The sequence below is a fragment of the Streptomyces sp. NPDC043896 genome (assembly GCF_056435605.1).
The window spans coordinates 92908-108987 of the sequence record NZ_JBWKEE010000028.1; the positions used below are offsets into that span (position 1 = coordinate 92908).

Below are 16080 nucleotides of genomic sequence, written 5' to 3' on the forward strand. Positions count from 1 at the left end.
GCGCTGCTGCTGGCGCTGTGGAACCCGTAGCGGAGCGGGCTACGCCGCGAGGTCGCTCTCGGCCGGCCGCTGGGCCAGCTCGACGGGGCGGGACACCACGCGCTCCCGGGCCCGTACGAGCACGCCGAAGCGGGGCGACCGGGCGACGGCCCCGGCCAGCGGGGTGAGCGCCGCCATGGCGAGCGGGGCGAGCAGCAGGACGACGGCGGTGCCGAGCGCGAACCCGCCGATGACGTCGGTCGGGTAGTGCACCCCGAGGTACACGCGGCACAGCCCCTCGGCGAGCGCCAGGCCGATCCCGAGGAGTCCGAGCCGGCGGTTGACGAGGAACACCCCGACGGCGAGCGCCATGCCGAGGGTGGCGTGGTCGCTGACGAAGGAGAATCCGGAGCCCGGCGCGCCCGCTCCGCCGAGCACCTCCAGGCCGTCGTGCTGGAGGAACGGCCGGGGCCGGGCGACGAATCCGCGCAGCGGCAGGTTCACGAGGAGCGCGACGGCGGCGGCGAGGGGGGCCCAGACGAGCGCGGCGAAGGATTCGACGGCGGTGTGCTCGTCCTGCCGCCTGGCGCCGCGCCAGCACCAGAGGACGAGCAGGACCATGGCGAGCGGCAGGCCGTACGAGCCGGCGAAGGTCACGCCGCGGTCGAACCAGTCCGGGGCGTGCCGGGAGAGGGAGTTGATTCCGTACAGCAGGCTGACATCCACGTTCGGCCCACCGGTCGTGAGTCCAGCCATGCGCCGCGGCCCCTTGCCTGCCTAGGTCCCCTGCGGACGCACGACGGTGTGCGCCCCTTCAGCCCCCCAGCCGATCAACCCCCGTGTCCATGGAACGCCCGTTCTGCCTGGGACGTTCCACTCTCCACCGAATGATCACTCCAACGTTATCCAAGAGTGACTCATCGTCGCAGCTCAGGGCCTTCGCTTCACGGAGAGTCGCTAAGGCTTGGGAGTTGACGACGGCGTCCGCTCCGGAAGGGCTTCGGCCCCATCCTTGGTCACGCGGGTGGCTCCGAAGTAGTCAGGGGTGTCGATCTTGTCAAAACGGATGACGGCGCCGGTGAACGGGGCGTTGATCATGTAGCCGCCGCCCACGTACATCCCGACGTGCCGGATCTCCCGCGAGTTCGTCAGATCGTCGGAGAAGAAGACCAGATCACCGGGGAGCAGTTCCTCGCGCGAGGGGTGCGAACCGGCGTTGTACTGGTCGTTCGCCACGCGCGGCAGCTCGATCCCCACGCTCTCGTACGCCGCCTTCGTCAGCCCGGAGCAGTCGAACCGCCCGTCCTGATCGGGCGTCCCGTTGCCGCCCCACAGGTACGGGGTCCCGAGCTGCTTCTGCGCGAAGTACATGGCCCCGCTGGCCTGCTGGGTGGGAGCGAGCCGGCCGACGGGCCGCGCGAAGCTCTTCTCCAGGCTGCGGATGGCCTTCACGTAGCCCTGGGTCTCGCTGATCGGCGGCACGCCGCCGGCCTTGATGACCCGGTAGGGCCCGGCGTTGTAGGCCGCGAGCATGTTGTCGGACCGGTCGCCGGGAACCTTCGCCACGTCCTTGGCGAGTTGGCAGTCGTACGTGGCCGCCGAGGGGATCGCGTCCTGCGGGTCCCAGATGTCCCGGTCGCCGTCACCGTCGCCGTCGACCCCGTACGTGGCCCACGTCTCCGGGATGAACTGGGCGATGCCCCGCGCGTCGGCATGGCTCAGCGCGTCCGTCTTCCAGTTGCTCTCGGTATACAACTGCGCCGCCAGCAGCGCCGGGTTGAGCGCGGGGCAAAGGTTTCCCCACCGCTCCACCAACGCCTGGTACGCCGCGGGCACCGCACCCTTCACCAGCCCGACCGCGCCCTGTCTGGCGCCGCTCGCGATGCCCGCCGCCGCCGAATAGGTGCCGACGACCAGCAGCGCGACGAAGGTCAGGCACACGCCGATCCCGATCCCGCTTGCCACCCAGAACTTGCGCACCCGTCAACACTGCCTCATGCCGGGCCGCCTGACAGCGCATTCGCCGGTCTGTCCCGGCACTATTTCACCGGAAAGCCGGTGCAGTAGACACTGCTGTACTCCGTGACCCCACGGACCCGGTAGACGAGCACCGTCCAGTCACCGGGGTCGTTGGCGGTGGGGATGCCCGGGAACCTCTTGGCCGTCCCCTGGTTGTCCACGAGCCGCGTGGAGAAGTCGTCCGGGTAGGTGAGCTCCACGGTGCCGCCGGTGGCCGGGTCCAGCAGGTCGACCGGCTTGCTCGCGTAGCCCATGCCGTGGTTGTAGTCCTTGACGGCTTCGAAGGGCCGCTGGGTGCTCTCGTCGATCTCGTGCGGCGGCTTCACGCCGACGGTGACGGCGTACGGGGCCTTCTCCGTGTTGTGCCCCTTCAGGAAGACGCGGATCCGCACCTTGCCCGTGACCGTCTTGGCGTTGGGATCGTCGGAGTCGACGACGGAGGCCAGCAGGAACTCCGCCCGCTCCTCGTTGGGCAGGTTGCAGGCACCCGTGCCGCTGCTCCACAGGTCCCGCGACACCTTGCTCTGCTCGACGTGGTCGGGCACCGCCCCCGAACCGGTGCCGCCGCCGGAGGAGGACGGGCTCGCCGCCGGCTGCCCCGGCGCGGACGGAGCCGCCGGGGAGGCGCCGCCGTTCCCGCTCGGCGGTGCGGCCGCCCGCCGGCCCCCGTCGTCCTCGCCGCCGCGGGACTCCAGCACCAGGTACCCGCCGGTGAGCAGGCCCCCCGCCACCAGACCGGCGACCGCGGCCACCGCCCAGCGCGAGGCACCGCGGACACCCGTGGCGGCCGTGGCCGCGGCGGCCGGAGCCGTACCCGCTCCCGGGGCCGCGCCCGGGGCGGCGGCGCGCGGCGGTACGTACGTCGGGACGTAGCCCGCCGGGACCGCGCCGAGCCCCGGGCCGATGGTCGACGGGAGCCCCGGCACCTGCGCCGCGCCGCCGCCGGCCGCCGTGAGCGCCGCGTACACGGGGTCGTCGACGAGCGCCGCGTCCACCGCGCACCGCCGGATGATCTCGGCGGGGGCGGGCCGCCCGCCCGGATCGGCCCCCACACAGCCCCTGATCAGCGCGGCGAGCTCCGGTTCCACGCCCTCGACGTCGATCTCGCCGTGCACCGCGCGGAAGTTGACCGCCGTCGGCTCCCCGGTCCCGTACGGGGCGCGGCCCGTGGCCGCGTACGCGATCGTCGCGCCCAGCGCGAAGACGTCCGCCGCCGCCGCGACCTCGCCGCGCAGCAGCACCTCCGGGGCCGTGTAGCCGGGGGTGCCCGGGGCGGTGCCGGCCTGCGTCAGGGCCGTCTCGGCCACGCCCTTGGCTATGCCGAAGTCGATGAGCTGCGGCCCCTGCGCGCCCAGGATCACGTTCTGCGGCTTGAGGTCCCGGTGGGTGACCCCGTACGCGTGGACGCTCGCCAGGCCCTCCGCCAGCGCGGCGAACAGCCTGCGGCAGGAGTCGGCGGGCAGCGCCCCGAAGCGGCCCACCGCGTGGCCGAGCGTCGGCCCGGCCACGTACTCGGTGGCCAGCCAGTACGGCGGGGCCGCCAGCGAGGCGTCGATGAGGTTCGCGGTGTAGGCGGAGCGCACCGCGCGGACGGTCTCGGCCTCCCGGCGGAAGCGCGCGAGGGCCTCCGGATGCCCGGTGATCTCCTCCTTGATCACCTTGATGGCCACCAGGCGACCGCCCGGCGACCGCCCGAGGTACACCTGCCCCATGCCCCCGGCCCCCAGCCGGGCCAGCAGGGTCTGCGCCCCGATGTGGGCGGGGTCGGTCTCTCTCAGGGCCTCCATCCGGACGAGGGTGTCATACCGACTCCCCTGACGGGACAGGGGGGTTGGTCTCAGCGCGGAGCCACGAACAGGCTCTGCGCTCCGCGTCCGATCGGCCCCTTCTCGTCGTGCAGGCGGGAGTCCGCGAGGCCGATGCCGGCCGCGTCCACGCTCGTACGGGCCTGCACGCACACCCACTCGCCGACCGGGTGGCGGTGCAGGTGGACGGTGAGGTCGCCGTTGACGAAGACGAAGCGGCCGAAGTCCATCACCGCGCCGATGCCGTTGCCCGAGTCCGCGGCCACCAGCACCCGGTCCAGCGGCCGGACCTCCTCCCCCGCCACCAGCGGCACCCGCATCCGCATCCAGCAGGTCCCCGGCCCCGGTTCGACGAAGGCGCCCTCCGTGAAGCGGGTCTCCATCGAGGAGTGGTACCCCGTCTCCCACGGCACGGGGAAGAACGGCGTCACGCCCACCTCCCCCGGCGGCGGAAGCACCGCCGCCGGGACCACCGCCGGCACCGGCTCGTCCGCCACCCGGATCCGCAGCGCCCGCGCCAGCATCACCGGGGCGCCGCCCGCCGGGGCCAGGGCCGCCTCGACCACCTCCGTACCGCGCCCGGACCGCAGCACCGAGGTGGTGACCTCCAGCTCCCCGATCGGCACCGGGCGCAGGATCTCGTACGTGATGCGGGCGATCCGCATGTCCGCCCGCGCCCCCGGCCGCTCCTCGACGGCCCGGCCCATCAGGGCGGCGGGCGGTCCGGCGTGCTGGGAGCCCGCGTCCCACGGCCCGCGCGTCGCCTCGGTGGCCAGGAAGCGGCCCTCGCCGAGCCGCTCGTAGAACCCGTCTTCAGCATCCATGCCGCCGCACGTTACCCACAGGTAACCACCGGCGCCAGACCCTCCACCCGGCTCAGCGCGCGAACCCGAGCCCGACCCCCAGCCCCACGAGCACCGACCCGATCGCCCGGTTCAGCGCCTTCTGCGCCCGCAGCATCCGGTCCCGCAGCCGCACGTTCGAGAAGAACAGCGCCACCGCCCCGAACCACACCAGGTGCGCCGCCGACATGAACAGCCCGTACCCCACCTGCTGCCACGCCGACGTCTCCGGCCCGACCACCTGCGTGAACGTGGACACCACGAACAGCGTCGTCTTCGGATTCAGCACGTTCGTCAGGAACCCCGACCGCAGCGCACCCCACCGCGTCAGCCCCTGCTCCGACTCCAGGTCCACCTTCAGCTCCGCCCGCGCCCGGAAGGTACGGATCCCGATCCACACCAGGTACGCCGCACCCGCCAGCTTGATGGCCGTGAACAGGGCGGTCGACGAGGCGATCAGCAGACCCACCCCGAGCATCGTGTACGACACGTGCACCAGCACCCCGGCCGCGACCCCCGCCGCCGCGAACAGGCCCACGGGCCGCCCGTACAAATAACTGTTCCTCACCACCATCGCGAAGTCCGCCCCCGGACTGATCACGGCGAGCAGGGTGATGACGGCAACTGCGATCACTTCGGTCATGCACGGATGCTCCCCGCCCCCTCCGCGCGGATCAAGGGACTCCGGGGACAATGGACGGGTGTCCACCACCGCACTGCCCCTCCTCCAGGCCGACTGCTCCAACTGCTTCGCCCTGTGCTGCGTCGCCCTGCCCTTCGCCAAGTCCGCCGACTTCGCCGTGAACAAGCCCGCCGGCACCCCCTGCAAGAACCTCCGCGAGGACTTCCGCTGCGGCATCCACACCCGGCTGCGCGACAAGGGGTTCCAGGGCTGCACCGTCTTCGACTGCTTCGGCGCGGGACAGCAGATCTCCCAGGTCACCTTCGAGGGCCGCGACTGGCGCACCCACCCCGGAACCCGGGCGGAGATGTTCGAGGCCTTCCCCGTCATGCGACAGCTGCACGAGCTGCTCTTCTACACCGCCGAAGCCCTCACCCGCCCCGCCGCGGCCCCCCTCCACCCCGCCCTGCGCACCGCCCTCGCCAAGACCGAGGCCCTCACCCGCGCCGACGCCGCCACCCTCACCGCCCTCGACGTCCCCGCCCTGCGCCAGGAGATCAACACCCTGCTCCTCGAAACGAGCGAGCTGGTCCGCGCCAAGACCCCCGGCCGCAAGAAGAACCACCGCGGCGCCGACCTGATGGGCGCCCGCCTCTCCGGAGCCGACCTGCGCGGAGCCAACCTCCGCGGCGCCTACCTGATCGCCGCCGACCTCGGCCGCGCCGACCTGCGCGGAGCCGACCTGATCGGCGCGGACTTCCGCGACGCCGACCTGCGCGGCGCCGACCTGCGCGACACCCTCTTCCTGACGCAGCCCCAGCTGAACGCCGCCCGAGGCAACCCCGCCACCCGCATCCCCCCGCACCTCGACCGCCCCGCCCACTGGCTCCCTGCCTGACGCGCCGCCCGGCCCGGCCCGGCGCCGGGCCGGTCCGGGCCCTCCCCCGCCCGCGCGCCCCGGCCAGGGCAACGGCGCCCGCACCGCACCCGTGCGCCCCTGACGCCTCCGTACGCTCCCCCACCGCCTCGGCCTCCCCCGACTAGCCCGAACGGCCGCCCCTCACACGGCCCCGCGCACGCCAGGCCGACAATCATTGCCCGGGGTCACCCCCCGTGATACACAGAGTGACCTGCTCAGGGTGCGCATACGGGGCGCGGGCCGAGAGAACGGGTAAAGAGACCGGCCAAGTCGGCGACGCCGCCGGTTTCATCAGCGAAGATAGTGCGTGACCCCTGCCGTCGGGCACGGGCTACCGGAACTACCCATACAGGGGCGGTGAGTTACATGATCCTGGCAGCCGAAAAGGGCGACATCACCACCATCATCGGCGGAATCGCCCCGAACTGGGGGCCGTTCGGCAGTCTCGGCAACGAAGCGAAGGTCATGATCGAGGTGGTCATGGCCGTCGCGATCCTCCTCTGCCTCGGCATCGCCATCTGGGGCGCGGCCAAGCAGCGCATCGGCGCGACCGCCCTGCGCGACACCTTCAGCGCGGAACAGGGCAAGGGCCTGATCGTGGCCGGCCTCACCGGAGTCTTCATCATCGGCTCCCTCGGCACCCTCTTCACGATCGTCTACGGGATGGCCGTCTAGCCGGATCGCCACGCCCGGCCCCACCCTGATGACGAATCACCACACCGCGCCTGAGCGGAAACGAGCGCTACCGTCGTACGACGCGGAGGGGGCGGACACGCAATGAGCAACGACGACCACTACGGCGGGGGCAGCGGCCCCGCCGAGGTCGGCGGCACCGGCCAGACCCGCACCCGTCTCCCGGACCTGCCCTCCGACCCCTACGGCGGACCCCGCCGCGCCCCCCGCTCCTCCCGCGGCCTGATCACCGTCGTCGGAGTGGTCGTCCTGCTCATCGCCGCCATCGCCTTCGCGAACCAGGGCAAGGACTCCGCGTCCGACGCCCCCCAGACCTCCTCCGACAAGCCCCCGGCCGCCGACTCCACCGCCCCCACCGGCACCGCCCCGGTCACCGGCAAGGCCGCCGGCGTCCCCACGGGCTTCGCCCACGACGAGCAGGGCGCCCAGTCCGCGGCCGCCAACTTCACCGTCGCGCTCGGCTCCGACGGCATGCTCAAGAAGGACGTCCGGCACGCCCTCGTGGACGGCATCTACACCCCCGAGGCCGCCGCCCGCCGCAAGGGCACCCAGGACACCGCCTACTCCCCCGCCTTCCTCGCCACCCTCGGCCTCGACGCGAACGGCAACGCCCCCCAGGGCAGCACCTTCGTCACCCGCGCCGTCCCCATCGGCACCCGCGTCGAGAACTACGGCCCCACCACCGCGAAGGTCGCGGTCTGGTACACCGGCCTCGTCGGCATGTCCGGCCCCAAGTCCACCACCCCGGTCCGCACCACCTGGAAGACCTGGACCTTCGAACTGTCCTGGACCGGCGACGCATGGAAGGTCGCCTCCGACAGCCAGCAGGACGGCCCCGCCCCCGTACCCGGCGACGTCGCCGCCTCCACGTCCGACGACATCAGCAAGGCCGTCCAGGAGTTCGGAGGGTTCACCTATGCCCGGTAGCCGCCGCACCGCCACCCGGCAGGCGCGCCCCACCCGGCACCTGCGCGCCGCCGGCGCCCGTACCGCCGCCCGTACCGCCGCCGCCCTGGCCGCCGTACAGACGGCGCTCGTCCTGCTCTCCGCCCGCGCCTACGCCGCGCCCACCCCGGTGCCCACCCCCTCGGGCACCCCGTCGGGCACACCGTCCGGGACCCCGTCCGGCACTCCGTCACCCTCCAAGTGCGAAGGGGTCATCGGCCCCCTCAAGGAGGACTGCGAACGCCAGGCCGGCAACGCCCCCGGCACCACCCCCGGCACCGGCCTCTCCCCGAGCAGCCCGGACGCCATCAACCCCCTCGCCTCCCTCGCCAAGGGCTGCGCCGACGCCGCCGCCTGGATCGTCGGAAAGCTCAGCGAAGCGGTCAAGAGCACCGCCAACGTCGACTTCACCAACGCGGCCTTCCTCCAGCAGTACGCCGTCGTCTTCGCCGCCTCCACCGTCCTGACCCTCGTCCTGTGGCTGCTGGCCGTCGCCAAGCGCGCCATCCGCGGCGTCCCCCTCAGCACCGCCCTCTCCGAGGCCATCGGCTTCCTCTGGCTGACCGTCCTCGCCTCCGCCTTCACCCCGCTCATCCTCTACACCGTCGTCTCCGCCACCGACGGCATCACCGACGTCATCGCCTCCGCCACCGGAAGCCAGACCGACGTCTTCTTCGGCTCCTTCTCCGAGGCCCTCAAGAAGGGCGAGGACATCGGCGGCGGCCCGATCATGCTGATCGTCGTCGCCCTCGTCACCGTCCTCGCCGCCGGCGTGCTCTGGCTCGAACTCGTCATCCGCGCCGCACTCCTCTACGTCGGCGCACTCCTCGGCACCGTCGTCTACGCCGGACTCGTCGACCGCAACATGTGGGGCCACGTCCGCCGCTGGGCCGGCATCATGATCGCCGTCATCCTCGTGAAGCCGGTCATCGTCATCGTCCTCGGCCTCGCCGGAGCCCTCTCCGGCGACAAGGGCCCCGACGCCTTCTCCGCCGTCGTCTCCGGCCTCGCCATCATCCTCCTGGCGATCTTCGCCTCCGCGATGATCTACCGCTTCGTCCCCGGCTTCGGCGACGAGATCGCCGCCGCCCGCACCAACCGCTCCAAGGCCACCGACGGCGCCCAGGCCGCAGCCGTCATCAGCTCCCCGGCCTCCCTCGTCTCCCAGGGCATCAAGACCCACAGCAGCCGCGGCGCCCACCGCGCCGGCGGCGGCTCCGGCGGCGGCGACGCCAACCAGATCTCCGGAGGCATGGCCGCCCACAGCAGCCGCCGCTCCGGCAGCGGGTCCGGCGGCGGAAATGTCCCCTCCGCCGCACCCCCGCCCCGCACTGGCTCGAGTACGAGGAACACAGGAGGTGACGGGCGTTGACGACCCAGTCCCACCAGCTCCACCCGGTCGCGCCCCGCCGCACGTATCTCATCGGCCGGGCCCGGCCGAACGCGATCGTCGGCAAGAACCGCGAAACCGGCGAAATCGCACTGATCATCACCGGCGCCTTCTTCGGCATGATGAGCGGACTGCTCGTCCCGCACCTCACCCTGCGCATCGTGAGCCTCGTCGGCTTCCCGCTGCTCGCCCTCGCCGCCGTGTACGTCCCCTACAAGGGCCGCACCTTCTACCGGTGGTTCGAGATCAGCCGCAGCTACAAGCGCACCCTGCGGCGCGGCACGACGTACCGCTCCGGCGCCGTGGAAGCCGGCACCCGCGCCGCCGACGGCCGCGAGGTCGAAGTCGGCCCGCCCCCCGGCATCGGCCGCATCAACTGGCTCGCCGCCCCCTTCGGCCCCGACGAGATCGCCGTCCTCCTGCACGCCGACCGCAGAACCGTCACGGCCGCCATCGAGATCGAAGGCCCCGGCGTCGGCCTGCGCGACAGCGAGGACCAGGAAGCCCTCGTCGACCGCTTCGGCACCCTCCTCAAGCACGTCGCCAACGGCGACGGCTTCGTCACCCGCCTCCAGATGCTCGCCCGCACCCTCCCCGCCGACCCCGACGCCCACGCCAAGGACGTCGCCCAGCGCGGAGACACCACCGCCCCGGGCTGGCTGCGCGACTCCTACGACCAGCTCCAGTCGATGGTCTCCACCTCCTCGGAGCAGCACCGCGCCTACCTCGTCGCCTGCATGCACTACACCCGCGAGCTCGCCGCCGAGGCCAACACCATCGCCCGCGCCGGCGGCCACAAGGGCCGCAAACTCGACCGCGACTCCGGCCTCGCCATCGTCATGGCCCGCGAGCTCACCGACATCTGCGCCCGCCTCGCCGAAGCCGACATCCGCGTCCGCCAGCCCCTCGGCCAGGGACGTCTGTCCTCCCTCGTGCACTCCATGTACGATCCGGACCACCCCATCGACCACATCCAGGCCATGACCAAGCGCAACGCCTGGCCCGCAGAGCTCGACGCCGTGGAGCCCACCTACCTCCAGGCCAAGACCCGCGAATCCTCCACCCGAGCCCCCTGGTGCCACGCCACCGCCTGGGTGAAGGAATGGCCGATGACCCCGGTCGGCGTGAACTTCCTCGCCCCCCTCCTCGTCCACACCCCGGACGTCATCCGCACCGTCGCCGTCACCATGGACCTCGAACCCACCGAGATCGCCATCGAGCGCATGCTCACCGAGAAGACCAACGACGAGGCCGACGCCTCCCGCGCCGCCAAGATGAACCGCACCGTCGACCCCCGCGACATCGCCGCCCACGGCCGCCTCGACCAGAGGGGTGAAGATCTCGCCAGCGGCGCTGCCGGAGTCAACCTCGTCGGGTACATCACGGTGTCCTCTCGTTCACCCGAAGCCCTCGCCCGCGACAAGCGCACCATCCGCGCCTCCGCCGGCAAGTCCTACCTGAAGCTCGAATGGTGCGACCGCGAGCACCACCGCGCCTTCGTCAACACCTTGCCGTTCGCCACCGGCATCCGACGCTAGCTGGAGGGAAGTGCCGCCCATGCGAGATCCCATGTCCGCGCTGACGGACGCCTTCACCAGCTTCCTCTTCGGCAAGGTCGAGACCACCCGCCTGCCCGTACGCACCTCCACCGGCCAGGCCCAGGCCGTCTACCTGCCCACCGCCGCCCCCGGCCTCGGCGACTCCGGCGTGATCATCGGACGCGAGGTCTACAGCGGCAAGGGCTACATCTACGACCCCTTCCAGCTCTACGGCCAGCAGCTCCCCGCCCCCCACTGGCTCGTCCTCGGCGAATCCGGCAACGGCAAGTCCGCGCTGGAGAAGACGTACGTCCTGCGCCAGCTCCGCTTCCGCGACCGCCAGGTCGTCGTCCTCGACGCCCAGGGCGAGGACGGCGTCGGCGAGTGGAACCTCATCGCCCAGCAGCTGGGGATAACCCCCATCCGCCTGGACCCCATCGCCGCCAACGACGACGGGATCCGCCTCAACCCCCTCGACCCGGCGATCACCACGACCGGACAGCTCGCGCTGCTCCGCACCATCATCGAAGTCGCCATGGGCCACGGCCTCGACGAACGGTCCGGCTTCGCCCTCAAGGTCGCCCACGCCTACGTCGTCGACACCATCCGGGACCGCCAGCCCGTCCTCACCGACATCGTGGAACAACTGCGCCACCCCGAAGCCGAATCGGCACAGGCCATGAACGTCGACATAGACGACGTCCGGGCCTGGGGACTCGACGTCGCCCTCGTCCTCGACCGCCTCGTCGACGGCGACCTGCGCGGCATGTTCGACGGCCCCACGACCGTCGGCATCGACCTCGACGCCCCGCTGATCGTCTTCGACCTCTCCCACATCGACCGCAACTCCATCGCCATGCCCATCCTCATGGCGATCGTCGGCGTGTGGCTGGAACACACCTGGATCCGGCCGGACCGCAAGAAGCGCATCTTCCTCGTCGAAGAGGCCTGGCACATCATCAACAGCCCCTTCGTCGCCCAGCTCTTCCAGCGCCTCCTCAAGTTCGGCCGCCGCCTCGGCCTGTCCTTCGTCGCCGTCGTCCACCACCTCTCCGACGTCGTCGACGGCGCCGCCGCGCGCGAGGCCGCCGCCATCCTCAAGATGGCCTCCACCCGCACCATCTACGCCCAGAAGGCCGACGAGGCCCGCGCCACCGGCCGCGTCCTCGGCCTCCCGCGCTGGGCCGTCGAGATCATCCCGACCCTCACCCCCGGCATCGCCGTCTGGGACGTCAACGGCAACGTCCAGGTCGTCAAACACCTGATCACCGAAGCCGAACGCCCCCTCGTCTACACCGACCGCGCGATGACGGAGTCCTCCAGCCCGGAGCACCTCCCCGACGACCTGCTCGCCGCCGAACTCGAAGCGGAGGAACGAGCCCTGTACATCGAACGCCAGCGGGGCTCCGGCCCCGGATCAGCGACAACGGTGGCCTGACCATGCCCGACGCGAGACGTACGGAGCCCCCCGCGCGAGCCGGCGGCGTACCCGACGGGGTACTCGTCGGCCTCCTGGCCTTCCTCCTCGGCCTCGCCGTCCTCGTGTGGTCGGCCACCGGCTTCGCCGCCCTCTTCACGAAGGGCGCCTGGCCGGACACGGTCACCTTCACCCGCACCCCCGGGGCCGTCCGCGCCCTGATAACGCAACCGCACGACATCGCGGCGGCCTGGCCGGACACCGACCCGGGCGCGCTCTCGGGATGGGGCCTGTTCTGGGGCCTGTTCATCAGCCAGCTGCTGGTCGCACTGGTCCTGACGATCTTCACCATGGGCGTCGTGGCCCGCACCAAGGCCCGCCGCACCCGACCCGGCCACCACCGGGACGACCACTCCCCCGACCCGACCCGCACCAACCGGAACGAACGCCACGCCGACCGGGACCACCGGCACGCCGACCGGCACCGGGACCACGGGGACGACCGGCACCGGGACGACCGGGACCGGGACGACCGCCACTCCGCCCACGCGGCCCGTACCGACCGGGGCCAGGGCAACCACCAGGACACCCCCGACCCGGCACCCGCACCGGCACCCGACGACACCCGCCGCGCGGGCCGCGCCCGCACCCCGGGCCGGGGCCCCGGCCCGGCACCGGCATCCACCGCGGACCCGGAGTCCGCCTCGGCGCCGGCGTGGGGCAGCGCCCCGGGCTCCGCGCGACCCCGCCCGGCCAACCCCGCCGCCGGCCGGGCCACGCTCCCCGGCCCGGCCCGGCCGGAACCCCACGCCCCGACAGCGGCAGCGGCCCCGGCAGCCGCCCACGCCCCGGTCTCCGCTCCGGCCCCCGGCACCCCTCCCCGCCGACCCAGCCCAGCCCGCTACACCTTGGCCGGCGACACCCCCGCCCCGGCCAAGGACGCCTACCGCTACGGCTTCGGCTACGCCCCCAGCGCCGCGCGTTCCGCCGCCGCCACCCCGGCCCCCCGCCTGGCCTACGGCAGCCCGGCCGAACGCCACCACCTCGCCGCGCAGGCCCTCGCCGCGGCCGAGGGCGCCGCGCTGGTGGTCACGTCGTCCCCCGCACTGTGGTCGGAAACCAAGGACGCCCGGGCGAAACTCGGGCCGGTGCTCCTCTACGACCCCTCGCACCTGTGCGACACCCCGGCCCGCATGCACTGGAACCCCGCCGACGGCTGTGCCGCCCGCGACACCGCCGCCGCCCGGGCGACCGCCCTGCTGGCCCCCGTACGCCCGCAGGCCCGTCTCGACAGCGCCGTCGCCGACACCGCCGAGACCCTCCTGCGCAGCTGGCTCCAGGCCGCCGCCCTCGACGGCCTCCCCTTCAAGCAGCTGGCCCGCTGGGCCCAGGGCAACGGCGCCCAGGAGCCGGTCCGGACCCTGCGCACCCATCCCCAGGCCGCCCCCGGCGCCGCCGGCGAACTCGAAAGCGCCCTCACGGCCCACCCCGAACGCCGCGACCAGGCCCAGCAGCTGACGGCCCGGGCCCTGTCCTGCCTGACGTCGATCCACATCCGCGAGGCGTGCAACCCGAACCGTACGGATTCCCTCACCCTGGCATCGTTCACCGCCGAAGGGGGCACCCTCTACGTGCTGGGTGAACCCCTGGAAGACCCCCGTACCCACCCGGGTGCGATGCCCCTCCTGACCGCACTCGCCGCAGACGTGGTCGAGCACGGCCGCCGCATGGCCGCACGGTCATCCCACGGCCGGCTCGACCCACCACTGACCCTGGTCCTGGAGGACGTGGCGGCCGTCGCCCCCGTCCCCCAGCTCCCGGACCTCCTCCAGGACGAGACCCTGCCCCTGCTGGCCCTCTGCCGCAGCCGCGAACAGGCCCGCTCCCGCTGGCCGCACGCCCGCTTCGACCCGACCGCATGACCCCCACCCCGCACCCCCTCGTCTCCGAGACGGCCGCACTGGCCCACGCCGGACCCGGCCTGCGCCGCCACACGATGGGCACGGCCCTGATCGGGGCCGGCGCCGACGCCACGGCAGGGGGCGGTGCCGAGGGAGAGGTAGCCCCCGTCCAGCCCTGCTCGCCGCCCCCTACCAGGCCTCGACCTACGTCATGCCGGCCGAGCGCCTCACACCCCTGCTGGACGTGCTGCGCCCGGTGCCGCTGAGCCCGTTCCTGCCGACGTACCAAGCCGCGGCGTTCTTCGTGGCCCCCGGACTCATCGCCCAGGTCAGCGCTGACGAGCACGAAGCACAGGCGAGCTTCGGCGCCCTCCACCGCGCCACCCTGACGCCGCTGCTCGCGCACGGCCTTCCCTGGTCCCGCTTCGACGGCTAGCGGCCGTCCAGCACGTACTCGTGCTCCTCGGCCCCGGACTCCAGCTTCACGGTGCGCCCGCTCGCCACGAACCCGAACCGCCGGTAGAAGGCGGCCGCCCGCAGGTTCTCCTCGTGCACGAAGAGCCGTACGCGCTCCGGCGTCGGCGCCTCCAGCCCCCACGCCCACCCCACCGCGGCCGTGAACAACGCCTCCGCCATCCCCGCGCCACGCCGCTCGGCGCGGACGAACACGCCGACCACGTGCGCCTGCGTCCGCTCCACGGGCTGCCCGAAGAAGTCACTGCTCCCCTGCGCCTCGAACAGCACGCTCACGGAGCCGTACCACTCCCCGTCGGGCCCCTCGGCGACGAACTGCCGTGCGGCCCGCCCCTGCGAGGCACCCAGGGCCCGGTCCTGCCAGAACTCGTCCGGACGCTCCTCGGCCTGCTCCAGCGTCTCCAGGAAGGCGACCGGCGCCGCCGGATCCCTCAGGGCGTCCAGCCGCAAATCCTTGAGCCGCTGCCACTCGTCGGCCCGTACCACGCGCACCACGTACTGATCCATAAACGGGGATCCTAGCCAGCCACTTGTTGCACACTGCACCCATGCATCCGCACGCCCGCGCGCTCGCCCACGTCAGCGCCCTCTCCTCCGGTCCCCCACTGGACCCCGCCCTCCCGATCACGCTCAACTTCCACCCGGACCGCGTCACCGACGGACGCCCCGTCCTCAGCGCCCTCGCCGACGACGGGGTGTACCGGTCGCAGTTCGTCACCGGCACCAGCAACGGCGGCCTCACCGCCCACCCCGGCGGCGCCCGCTGGCAGTGGGAGAGCCGCATCTTCGGCGGCGCCTACGACGACGCCCCCGCCGAGGAACGCCCGGTGTACGGCGCGCTGAACTTCCGCCGCAACCCGGCCGGCGCGGCCCCCCGCTTCGGCTCCGCCCATTTCCGCCTCCGCCCGGAGACCCTGACCCGCACCACGTTCTGCTATCCGGACAGCTACCTGGAGCCCGAGTCGTTCGGGGTCGCCGACCGCATGCCGCTGATCGCCCTGGCCCTGGCCGACGACCAGGACGCCCTGGACGACTACATCGAGGCCCAGGTCCACACCCCGGTACGGCTGGACCACGACGTCGAGGCCCTCGTACTGGACCCCAGCCACCGGGACACGGAGGTGGAGGCCGCCGCCGCGAAGCTCCCCTGCCCCGTCGAGTGGCATCCGGGCTTCCGCCTGACGGTCGCCGAACTCCGCCGGCACCCCGACTACCGCGGCCAGGACTTCGTCGACCTCGGCACCGCCCTGGCCGTCGACGACGTCCTGACCCCGCGCATCCTGGGCGACGCCGCCCGCACGGGCCGCTACGACGAGCAGGCCCTGAAACGCGTCTGGCACTACGTGGCCCGCTTCGGAATGCGCGCTTGACAACCCACAACCCAAATGGCCCGTGAACGCAGAAAAGCCCCGCACCAGAAGGTGCGGGGCTTTCCCACAATGATTGTTCGGCGGCGTCCTACTCTCCCACAGGGTCCCCCCTGCAGTACCATCGGCGCTGAAAGGCTTAGCTTCCGGGTTCGGAATGTAACCGGGC

The 16080-nt window shown here is 72.7% G+C and carries 15 protein-coding genes and 1 rRNA gene; 9 read left to right on the top strand and 7 right to left on the bottom strand.

Annotated features, from left to right (window positions below; translation table 11 throughout):
* Positions 1-39: 39 nt before the first annotated feature.
* From AC069X_RS32110 to AC069X_RS32130, 5 genes are all read right to left on the bottom strand, one after another.
* Entirely contained in the window at positions 40-735 is a 696-nt protein-coding gene (locus AC069X_RS32110) for a phosphatase PAP2 family protein (RefSeq protein WP_478734132.1), read from the bottom strand.
* Positions 736-936: 201 nt separating this feature from the next.
* On the bottom strand, positions 937-1959 hold the full coding sequence (locus AC069X_RS32115) for a C40 family peptidase (protein WP_478734133.1): 1023 nt from the start codon (positions 1957-1959) through the stop codon (positions 937-939).
* Between the two features lie 59 nt (positions 1960-2018).
* Entirely contained in the window at positions 2019-3785 is a 1767-nt protein-coding gene (locus AC069X_RS32120) for a serine/threonine-protein kinase (protein ID WP_478734135.1), read from the bottom strand.
* 50 nt (positions 3786-3835) lie between these two features.
* Complete coding sequence (locus tag AC069X_RS32125; RefSeq protein WP_478734136.1) at positions 3836-4627, bottom strand: thioesterase family protein; 792 nt, start codon at positions 4625-4627, stop codon at positions 3836-3838.
* A gap of 52 nt (positions 4628-4679) precedes the next feature.
* Positions 4680-5288 carry a LysE family translocator gene (locus tag AC069X_RS32130; RefSeq protein WP_478734138.1) on the bottom strand — a complete coding sequence of 203 codons (609 nt, stop codon included), beginning with the start codon at positions 5286-5288 and terminating at the stop codon, positions 4680-4682.
* 58 nt (positions 5289-5346) lie between these two features.
* Here AC069X_RS32130 and AC069X_RS32135 point away from each other — a divergent pair, with 58 nt between their 5' ends.
* The 8 genes from AC069X_RS32135 (at position 5347) to AC069X_RS32170 (ending at position 14506) form a co-directional block, all read left to right on the top strand.
* Complete coding sequence (locus AC069X_RS32135; protein WP_478734140.1) at positions 5347-6165, top strand: pentapeptide repeat-containing protein; 819 nt, start codon at positions 5347-5349, stop codon at positions 6163-6165.
* A 387-nt stretch (positions 6166-6552) separates the two neighbouring features.
* Positions 6553-6861 carry a hypothetical protein gene (locus AC069X_RS32140; protein ID WP_008742356.1) on the top strand — a complete coding sequence of 103 codons (309 nt, stop codon included), beginning with the start codon at positions 6553-6555 and terminating at the stop codon, positions 6859-6861.
* A gap of 102 nt (positions 6862-6963) precedes the next feature.
* Positions 6964-7806, top strand: coding sequence for a DUF8175 domain-containg protein (locus AC069X_RS32145; RefSeq protein WP_478734142.1), 843 nt, complete (start codon positions 6964-6966; stop codon positions 7804-7806).
* Positions 7796-9196 (top strand): hypothetical protein, encoded by a 1401-nt coding sequence (locus AC069X_RS32150; RefSeq protein ID WP_478734144.1) that lies wholly within the window; start codon positions 7796-7798, stop codon positions 9194-9196. Before AC069X_RS32145 ends, AC069X_RS32150 begins: the two co-directional genes overlap by 11 nt.
* Positions 9193-10752, top strand: a complete 1560-nt coding sequence (locus tag AC069X_RS32155) for an SCO6880 family protein (protein ID WP_478734146.1) — start codon at positions 9193-9195, stop codon at positions 10750-10752. The genes AC069X_RS32150 and AC069X_RS32155 overlap by 4 nt, the downstream gene beginning before the upstream one ends.
* Before the next feature lie 19 nt (positions 10753-10771).
* Positions 10772-12190: an ATP-binding protein gene (locus AC069X_RS32160; RefSeq protein ID WP_478734148.1), complete on the top strand. Its 1419-nt coding sequence runs from the start codon at positions 10772-10774 to the stop codon at positions 12188-12190.
* Positions 12191-12192: 2 nt separating this feature from the next.
* Entirely contained in the window at positions 12193-14091 is a 1899-nt protein-coding gene (locus AC069X_RS32165) for a hypothetical protein (protein ID WP_478734150.1), read from the top strand.
* A 190-nt stretch (positions 14092-14281) separates the two neighbouring features.
* A complete protein-coding gene (locus tag AC069X_RS32170; protein WP_478734152.1) occupies positions 14282-14506 on the top strand; it encodes a hypothetical protein in 225 nt (74 codons plus the stop codon).
* Here the strand turns inward: AC069X_RS32170 and AC069X_RS32175 are convergent.
* Positions 14503-15051, bottom strand: coding sequence for a GNAT family N-acetyltransferase (locus tag AC069X_RS32175; protein ID WP_478734154.1), 549 nt, complete (start codon positions 15049-15051; stop codon positions 14503-14505). The genes AC069X_RS32170 and AC069X_RS32175 overlap by 4 nt on opposite strands.
* 41 nt (positions 15052-15092) lie before the next feature.
* Here AC069X_RS32175 and AC069X_RS32180 point away from each other — a divergent pair, with 41 nt between their 5' ends.
* Positions 15093-15914 carry a DUF3626 domain-containing protein gene (locus AC069X_RS32180; protein WP_478734156.1) on the top strand — a complete coding sequence of 274 codons (822 nt, stop codon included), beginning with the start codon at positions 15093-15095 and terminating at the stop codon, positions 15912-15914.
* A 75-nt stretch (positions 15915-15989) separates the two neighbouring features.
* Here AC069X_RS32180 and rrf read toward each other — a convergent pair.
* A 5S ribosomal RNA gene (gene rrf / locus AC069X_RS32185) occupies positions 15990-16080 on the bottom strand; the annotation flags it as partial.